This window comes from Gordonia sp. NPDC058843 (assembly GCF_042743165.1).
Lineage (GTDB): Bacteria > Actinomycetota > Actinomycetes > Mycobacteriales > Mycobacteriaceae > Gordonia.
This window is the reverse complement of sequence record NZ_JBHYNC010000094.1, coordinates 1-1250: the sequence shown is the minus strand read 5'-3', so window position 1 is coordinate 1250 and position 1250 is coordinate 1. Positions and strand designations below refer to the sequence as shown.

Below are 1250 nucleotides of genomic sequence, written 5' to 3'. Positions count from 1 at the left end.
CCGACGCGGCCCCCGCACTCAGCGCGAGGGCGGGGGCCGCGTCGTTTCTGTCTGCGGAGGTGGCGTCAGCGCACGGGAAGTGTGGTGACGGTGCGGGTTTCGAGCAGGAGGTCGTAGTAGCGGCCACCGGGGTAGTAGGTCGCGGTCACCGTTCCGGCCACCATGTCCGACGACCATCCGTTGGCGAGAGCCCGGATGACCCGACCGTTACGGGGGCGCGGCACGGCGAGCTCGGACAGTTCGCCGATGAGGTCGGTCGACTCGCCTTCGGCGTCGATGTGGATGCCGGTCACCAGACGAGAGCCGAGGAACCGCTGTTGCGTCGTCTGCTCGAGGACGGACACGCCCTGCCCGAAGTTGTTGGACACCGAGGGCTGCGAGGCGATCACCCGGACAGGTAGCCGGTCGGCGCCGAGAGACGCTGCGGCAGAGGCGAAGTTGACGCCGAAGAACGAGTTCACCGGATCGAACAGCATGAGTCCGGCCAGGCGACGGTAGGCGACCGGGTCGGCGCGACGGAGCGAGTCGGCTGCCACGACGACGAACTCGCCACCGGCCGAGTGTCCGGAGAAGACCATCCGGTACGGCATCGTCACGTCGGGACGCCCGGCGGAATCCCGGGCTCGGAGAAGGCTCGCCGCGAGCGGACTGTCGAGTTCCCGTCCCGACCCGAACACCCCGCCGATGGTTCGGGCGAACGCTGCGTTGTCGGCGACGTTGTACGCGACGGCGCACCCGCCGAGGTTGACCGAGTCCAGCGTCGGGCTCACGACGAGGAAGCCGGCATCGGCGTACGAGCGGGCCAGGGCGTCGAGGTTGGCCGCGGTCCGGGAGAAGCCGTGCTGGAGCCAGACGAGCGCCGTGGGTTGACCGGGTGGGAAGTACCAGCGGGCAGCGACCCGGACGGGCTTGCCCGCACATTCGGTGGCGATGTCGGACGACGACACGGCCCCAGGTGCGCCGGTGGCCGGCGCGGCGAGGGCCGCGGGTGGAGTTGCACCGACCAGCGCGATCATCACCGCGAGCGTCGCGAGCAAGGGCCAATGGAACCATCTCCCGGACATCCGGCCAGTCTAGGACCGGCCGGATGAAGGGGTACGCGTTTCCGAGAGGCGTTCCAACTGTTCCCTGATCGGAGAGAACCGCATAACCCCTTGCTCCCTAATCCGAAAGAACCGCATAACCCCTGCTCCCTAATCCGAAAGAACCGCATAACCCCTGCTCCCTGAGGTGCGAGGAGCGCAAGCGAC

At 68.5% G+C, this 1250-nt stretch carries 1 protein-coding gene; it reads right to left on the bottom strand.

Annotated elements, in window-relative coordinates:
- Window positions 1-65: 65 nt before the first annotated feature.
- A complete protein-coding gene (locus ACFW3F_RS25530; protein ID WP_388062506.1) occupies window positions 66-1064 on the bottom strand; it encodes an alpha/beta hydrolase in 999 nt (332 codons plus the stop codon).
- Between the last annotated feature and the right edge of the window lie 186 nt (window positions 1065-1250).

What these genes read in the sequence shown, in the direction of transcription:
- ACFW3F_RS25530 (WP_388062506.1), bottom strand. Translation starts at nt 1,064, where the DNA reads ATGTCCGGGAGATGGTTCCATTGGCCCTTGCTCGCGACGCTCGCGGTG.